Genomic DNA, 6,691 nt, shown 5'->3' with positions numbered 1-6,691 from the left:
TCTTCCAGACGGTTGAGATCCTGAACAGCAGCGCGAACACCAGCGTGGGCACCACGATTTTTGCCAACGGATTAACGGCTTTACTGATCGGTTTTACCGCCCTGTCTATCAGCTTCCGCACTAACCGTGTTCGTCGCAGAATGCTGCTGGAAGGGCAGCAGCCTGAAGCCAAATCGACGCTGGTCGGGCTGATCCAGATGGCCATTACTCTGTTCGGTATCTCGATCATGGTGACGCTGGTGATTGGTTACGTGACCCTTGCGCGCTTCCTGAGCTATGAACTGATCTGGATGGGCATCGTCTTTGGCTCGTTCTATATCCTCAGCCAGCTGGTGGTGGATGGCTGTGAAAGCCTGTTCTCCACCAACAACGCGTCCGGCAAAAGCATCCAGCGGTCCCTTAACATTGATGAGCGGCATCTGGCGCAGGTGGCTGCGCTGTTGGCCGGGCTGGGTAAAACCGTGCTGGTGCTCTCTGCGGCAATGGCGCTGTTAAACGGCACTTTCGGCAGCTCAACGCCGATTGAACTGGTGCAGAAGGCGATAGAATTCTGGGGCGGAAAGGGCCTGGAAACGCTGAACATTGTTCCAGCTCATGTACTGAATGCGCTGATCACCTTAGTGGTGGGTATTTATGTGCTGCGCTCGGTTAAGCGCTGGCTGGACAATGACTTCCTGCCGAAGACCACGATGGACGTGGGCATGCGCGTCTCGCTGATTACCCTGTTCAGCAACCTCGGATATGTGCTGGTGTTCCTGCTGGCGCTGTCGATTATGGGGCTGCAATGGAACAAGCTGGCCTGGATTGTCAGTGCCTTGTCGGTAGGTATCGGTTTTGGCTTGCAGGAGATTGTAAAAAACTTTATCTCTGGCCTGATCCTGTTGACGGAACGCCCGGTTAAAGTGGGCGATTTGGTCAGTATCAGCGGTATCGAAGGGGATATTCGTCGCATCAATGTGCGTGCTACTGAGATCCAGTTGGGTGATAAATCTACGGTGATTGTGCCCAACTCTCAGCTGATCTCTCAGAACGTGCGTAACGCCACCATGGGAAATGCGCAGGGTGTGGCGACCATCACGCTGACGTTCCCTCTGGACATCAATCCTGAGCAAGTGCGCGATCTGTTGCTGGAAGTCTATAACGATAACGAACGCATTCTGGAAACCCCTGAACCGTCCGTCTCGTTCAAAGATCTGACGCCTGCCGGTATCGTCCTGTCAGTTACAGGTAACGTTGCCAGCCCGCGTCAGGTTTCAGGGGCGAAGAGCGACCTGCTGTTCGATATCCTGACCCGACTGCGTAAAGAGGGCGTGGTGTTGTCCACGCCGCAAACCATGATTGTCGAACAGCGTAACGGCGCGCTGGTGGTTAAGGATCCTGCTGAGGGATAACCTCTTCCGGTGCGCCGCTGTGAGTAGCAGATGGCGCACCGCATCCACACTCTCCCCAGTGTTTCGCTTTGGTCGTTTTACCAATCCCAGGATTAAAACTGTTGGTCGGATCCAGCTGCTGATAAAACGCCTTCAGCTGCGGTTTGGCGGCATACAGATGCCCAACGTTATGCTCAGCCGGATATTCCGCACCACGGTCCGCCAGCATCGCCAGCATCTTCTCTTTCAGTGCATGCGCATCCACCCCTTTTTTCACAATGTAATCCTGATGGAAGACATGGCAGAAGAAATGGCCGTAATAGAGGCGGTGCACCAGCGAATCATCAAATTCTGCCGGCAAACGTTCAAACCAGTCACGATCGTTACGGCGCAGCGCGATATCCAGCGCCAGAATATCCTCCACCTGATCATGATGAACCGCGTGATAGCGCACGGCAGCACCCGCGGCGGCAAAACGGTGCAGGAAGGCTTTGCTGCCTTCTTCCGGCGTACATTCAAAGAACTCGCCGTCAGCCTTAGCGAAATAGGCTGTCAGATACTCACGCGCTTCAGCAATGCCCTCACCGGCCATTTTAATCATCAGATGATGTTCAAAACGATCGCGATATTCCTTCATCCGTTTGGGCAGATGCGAGGGTAAAGCCTTGCTGATTCTTTGCAGCAGTCGATCGCTGAAGTTCGGTTTCAGGAACGTAACGGGTTGCAACAGAGCGTCTGCGCGGCCTTTCAGCGTAAAGAACAGCGGCATTTTATCGGTGCCGAGCTTATCGATCATCACGAAGGTATCTTTGCCGTACACCTCTGCGATATCAAAAGCGTCGCGATGCATATACTCACCGGCAACCGGAAGATGGCTGAATTTTTGCAGCATATGGCGGCGAAGTTCATCCAGCACATCGGGATTGTTGGTGCCCAGGTAAAAGACCTGCTGCTCCTTTTCACTGACAAAGGTGTCTAGTCTCACGGCGAAGACCGCCAGTTTACCCGCACAGCCGGAGGCTTCGAATAATCTGCGGGCATCAGCATTGAAGCGGGAAGGGGTGTCAGCCTCGACTTCACGAACGCGGTCGGCATACTCATGGTCCGACGCCTGCCGCTGATCGTATTTCACCGCGCTCTGCTGCCAGGTTTCATCGTCCAGGCGGCTGAGGATCTGTTCCGGCGTGGTGCCTAAATCAATCCCTAAATGGTTGACCAGCGTCAGTTTTCCCTGAGCATCAATTTGCGCATAGAGCGCCATCTCACTGTAGGCTGGCCCGCGTTTAATCAGCGAGCCGCCTGAGTTATTACACACGCCACCGAGTACCGAAGCGCCAATACAGGAAGAGCCAATCACAGAATGAGGCTCACGCCCCAGCGGTTTGAGGACTTTTTCCAGTTGATACAGCGTACTGCCAGGAAAAGCCAACACCTGTTTACCCTGATCCAGTAACTGGATTTTATCCATCCGCAGCGTGCTGATAATCACGATATCGCGCGGGTAATCGTTGCCGTTCGGCGTTGAGCCTTCGGTCAGACCGGTATTCGCTGCCTGCATCAGGACAATGGCATCGGCTGCTACGCAGACTTGCAGGATGCGCCATTGTTCCAGCAGTGAACCGGGAAAAATCACCGCTAACGCCTCGCCCTGACCGGAGCGGAATCCGGTGCGATAGCGTGCTGTTTGTTGCGGGTCGGTAAGAAGATGAGTGCGGCCGACGATGCGGAGCAACTCGGCAACCAGTTTTTGGCTGCCGGTAGGGGAAGCGTTGTGCATATCCTTTGTCCTTTTATTTGTCACATCCTAACTTTAGCAGCTGCAGCCGACCCGACAGCAGGCGGAAGCGCTAAAAATCAGACCCCGATCGCGCCAGTACGTTGAACACTACCTGCTATCCTGAACTTATGGCACACTGCGCATCTTGTGACTTTGTCGCGCAGACTCTTTTTGCCCCGCAGTTATTTGAGAGAAACCAACCTGATGAAATGGATTTGCTCTGTCAGCCTCGCTGCCGCTTTAACCTTGCAGCCGGCTTTTGCTGAAGACCTGTTTGGCCCACATCCGCTAACCCCTGAAGCCCGTGATGCGTTTGTGACGAATTTGCTGACTAAAATGACCCTTGATGAAAAAATAGGGCAATTGAGATTGATCACCGTCGGGCCGGATAACCCGAAAGAAGCTATCCGCGAGATGATTAAGCATGAGCAGGTTGGGGCGATCTTCAATACCGTTACGCGTGACAATATCCGCGTGATGCAGGATCAGGTGATGCAACTCAGCCGCCTGAAAATCCCGCTGTTTTTTGCCTATGACGTGGTGCACGGTCAGCGTACCGTGTTCCCTATCCCTCTGGGCCTGGCCGCCACCTGGGATCTGGATGCCGTGGCTAACGTCGGACGTATTTCTGCCTATGAAGCGGCGGACGATGGTCTGAATATGACCTGGGCGCCGATGGTGGATGTCACGCGCGAACCGCGCTGGGGCAGAGTCTCTGAGGGCTTTGGCGAAGATACCTACCTGACTTCAGCCATGGGCCGCACGATGGTGGAGTCGATGCAGGGGAAAAGCCCGGCGGATCGCTATTCAGTCATGACCAGCGTGAAGCATTTCGCAGCCTATGGCGCAGTGGAAGGCGGGCGTGATTACAACACCGTAGACATGAGCCCACAGCGTCTGGCACAGGATTATCTGCCGCCTTACAAAGCGGCACTGGATGCCGGAAGTGGCGGCGTGATGGTCGCGCTGAACTCCCTCAACGGCGTTCCTGCCACGGCAGACAGCTGGTTGCTGAAAGATCTGCTGCGCGATCAGTGGAAGTTTAAAGGCATCACAATCAGCGACCACGGCGCGATTAAAGAGCTGATCAAACACGGTGTCGCCAGCGATCCTCAGGATGCGGTGCGCATTGCGATTCAGTCCGGCGTTAACATGAGCATGAGCGACGAGTATTACAGCAAATATCTGCCGGGACTGGTCAAAACCGGTGCAGTCAGCGAGAAAGAGATCGACGACGCCACTCGCCACGTCCTCAACGTAAAATATGATATGGGCCTGTTTAACGACCCCTACAGCCATCTGGGCCCGAAAGAGAGCGACCCGGTTGATACCAACGCGGAAAGTCGTCTCCACCGCGCCGAAGCGCGAGATGTGGCACGCAAAAGCATTGTGCTGTTGAAAAACCGTCTGGACACGTTGCCGCTGAAGAAATCCGGTACCGTGGCGTTGATTGGGCCACTGGCCGACAGCCAGCGTGACATCATGGGAAGCTGGTCAGCAGCGGGCAAGGCCAATCAGTCTGTCACCGTCTTGCAGGGGGTGAAAAATGCCCTGGGCGATAAGGCCAGGGTTCTGTATGCCAGAGGCGCCAACATTACGGATAACAAAGCGATTCAGGACTTCCTCAATCAGTATGAGAAAGGCTCGGTGATCGTTGACCAGCGCACGCCAAAACAGATGCTGGATGAAGCTGTAGCCACAGCGAAAAAAGCCGACGTGATTGTGGCGGTGGTGGGCGAGTCCCAGGGCATGGCGCATGAAGCCTCCAGCCGCAGTGATATCACTATTCCACCCAGCCAGCTGACGCTGATTGATGCGCTGAAGGCAACCGGCAAACCGCTGGTATTGGTGATGATGAATGGCCGCCCGCTGGCCATGGTCAAAGAGAATATGCAGGCTGATGCGTTACTGGAAACCTGGTTTAGCGGCACCGAAGGCGGTAATGCCATTGCCGATGTGCTGTTTGGTGACTATAACCCGTCAGGCAAACTGCCGATGTCCTTCCCGCGTTCAGTGGGGCAGATCCCGATTTATTACAATCACCTGAACACGGGTCGTCCGTATGACTTCACCAGACCAAACAAATACACTTCGCATTATTACGATGCGGCTAATGGTCCCTTGTTCCCGTTTGGTTATGGCCTGAGCTACACCCAGTTCAGCCTGTCGTCAGTGACAATGTCCTCTGCCACTATGCCCCGTAACGGCACGGTCAATGCCAGCGTGACGGTGACCAACACCGGCGATCGTGATGGTGCAACCGTGGTGCAGATGTACCTGCATGACGAGATGGCGAGTATCAGCCGTCCGGTGAAAGAGCTGAAGGGCTTTAAACGGATCATGCTGAAAGCGGGCGAGTCGCAGACGGTGACCTTCCCGATTGATGTCAACGCACTGAAGTTCTGGAACGCGAAGATGCAGCAGGTGGCTGAACCAGGTAAATTCAACGTGATGATCGGTCTGGATTCTGCCCGCACCACTGACGCAGAGTTTGACTACTTATAACGGACGATTGCCGTAAACTGGCCAGGCAGGCTGAAGGTTTTCATCCTGCCGGTGCCTCATTCTGAGGGACGAATTTATTCGTCCCTTTATTTATTCAACAGGTAATCAGCCCCATTATGCCTTCGTTTCGCGACAGAATTCAGCAACAGGTCTTTCGGTTAAATGGTCTGGCTATGAACGAGTTTGATCTCTCAAAACCAGAGGGCGATCCGGGCTTATACGGCCCTGACAGCGTTATCTGGCGGGTACATGGGGACTTTTCCTCGATGCTTTGCGGCGGGATATCGGCGCTGCTGATGCAGATGCTGCATCCGCTGGCGCTGGCTGGCGTGTGGGACCACTCCACTTTCCGTCAGGATATGATGGGAAGGCTGCGAAGGACCAGCCAGTTTATTGCTGTGACCACGTTTGGTAACACGCAGGATGCTCAAACGCTGATTGAACGGGTGAAGCGCATCCATTTGCAGGTGACCGGCGTTGATGCGCAGGGCACGGTGTATGCTGCCAGCGATCCCCGTTTACTCACCTGGGTTCATGTGGCAGAAACCAGCCGTTTTCTCGCCTCGCACGTGCGTTACAAAAATCCGCAGCTAAGCCTGGCAGAGCAGGATCGATACTATGCGGAAGCCGCGCTTGTAGCCGAAGCGCTGGGAGCGGAAGAGGTGCCAAAATCGGTGCAGGAGGTTGAGGCTTATCTGCTGGCAATGCAGCCACAGCTACGCTGCGACGAGCGAACCAGGGAAGTGCTGTCGATATTGATGAATGCCCCGGCCCCCAGCTGGCAGGCGCGACCGGCAATGAAAGCGATGATGATGGCTGGCATTGAACTGTTACCCGAATGGGCACAGCAGCAGTTCGGTTTCCGTTTTTCTCCGCTTCGCCGTCGTCTTATCCGTGTGCGCATCAATCTGCTGGCCAAAGCCCTGCGCTGGTCCATCCGCCGTGGAGCCTATCAGCGCGCTATGCAGCGTATGGGGAGAAGGGGTTAAGGTTTATCCCGCGCTCAATGGGATAAACCTCGGCCTCAGAACTCGCGTTT

Annotated in this window: 4 protein-coding genes; 3 read left to right on the top strand and 1 reads right to left on the bottom strand. The window is 54.9% G+C overall.

Translation table 11 applies throughout. The features are described from left to right. The coding region (locus WCC56_RS11225; protein ID WP_424692452.1) for a mechanosensitive ion channel family protein at window positions 1-1,391 on the top strand (1,391 nt) is incomplete at its 5' end. On the opposite strand, the gene dld is transcribed toward WCC56_RS11225, so the two are convergent. Continuing rightward, window positions 1,369-3,147, bottom strand: a complete 1,779-nt coding sequence (gene dld / locus WCC56_RS11220; protein WP_424692451.1) for a D-lactate dehydrogenase — start codon at window positions 3,145-3,147, stop codon at window positions 1,369-1,371. The two genes, WCC56_RS11225 and dld, sit on opposite strands and share 23 nt — an antisense overlap. Before the next feature lie 204 nt (window positions 3,148-3,351). Here dld and bglX point away from each other — a divergent pair, with 204 nt between their 5' ends. Then, window positions 3,352-5,652: a beta-glucosidase BglX gene (gene bglX, locus WCC56_RS11215; RefSeq protein ID WP_424692450.1), complete on the top strand. Its 2,301-nt coding sequence runs from the start codon at window positions 3,352-3,354 to the stop codon at window positions 5,650-5,652. Window positions 5,653-5,768: 116 nt separating this feature from the next. Further along, entirely contained in the window at window positions 5,769-6,641 is an 873-nt protein-coding gene (locus tag WCC56_RS11210) for an oxygenase MpaB family protein (RefSeq protein ID WP_424692449.1), read from the top strand. Window positions 6,642-6,691 lie beyond the last annotated feature (50 nt).

The sequence above is a fragment of the Erwinia sp. genome (genome assembly GCF_049696395.1).
In the GTDB taxonomy this organism is placed as follows: domain Bacteria; phylum Pseudomonadota; class Gammaproteobacteria; order Enterobacterales; family Enterobacteriaceae; genus Erwinia.
This window is presented reverse-complemented; position numbering and strand designations above follow the sequence as displayed.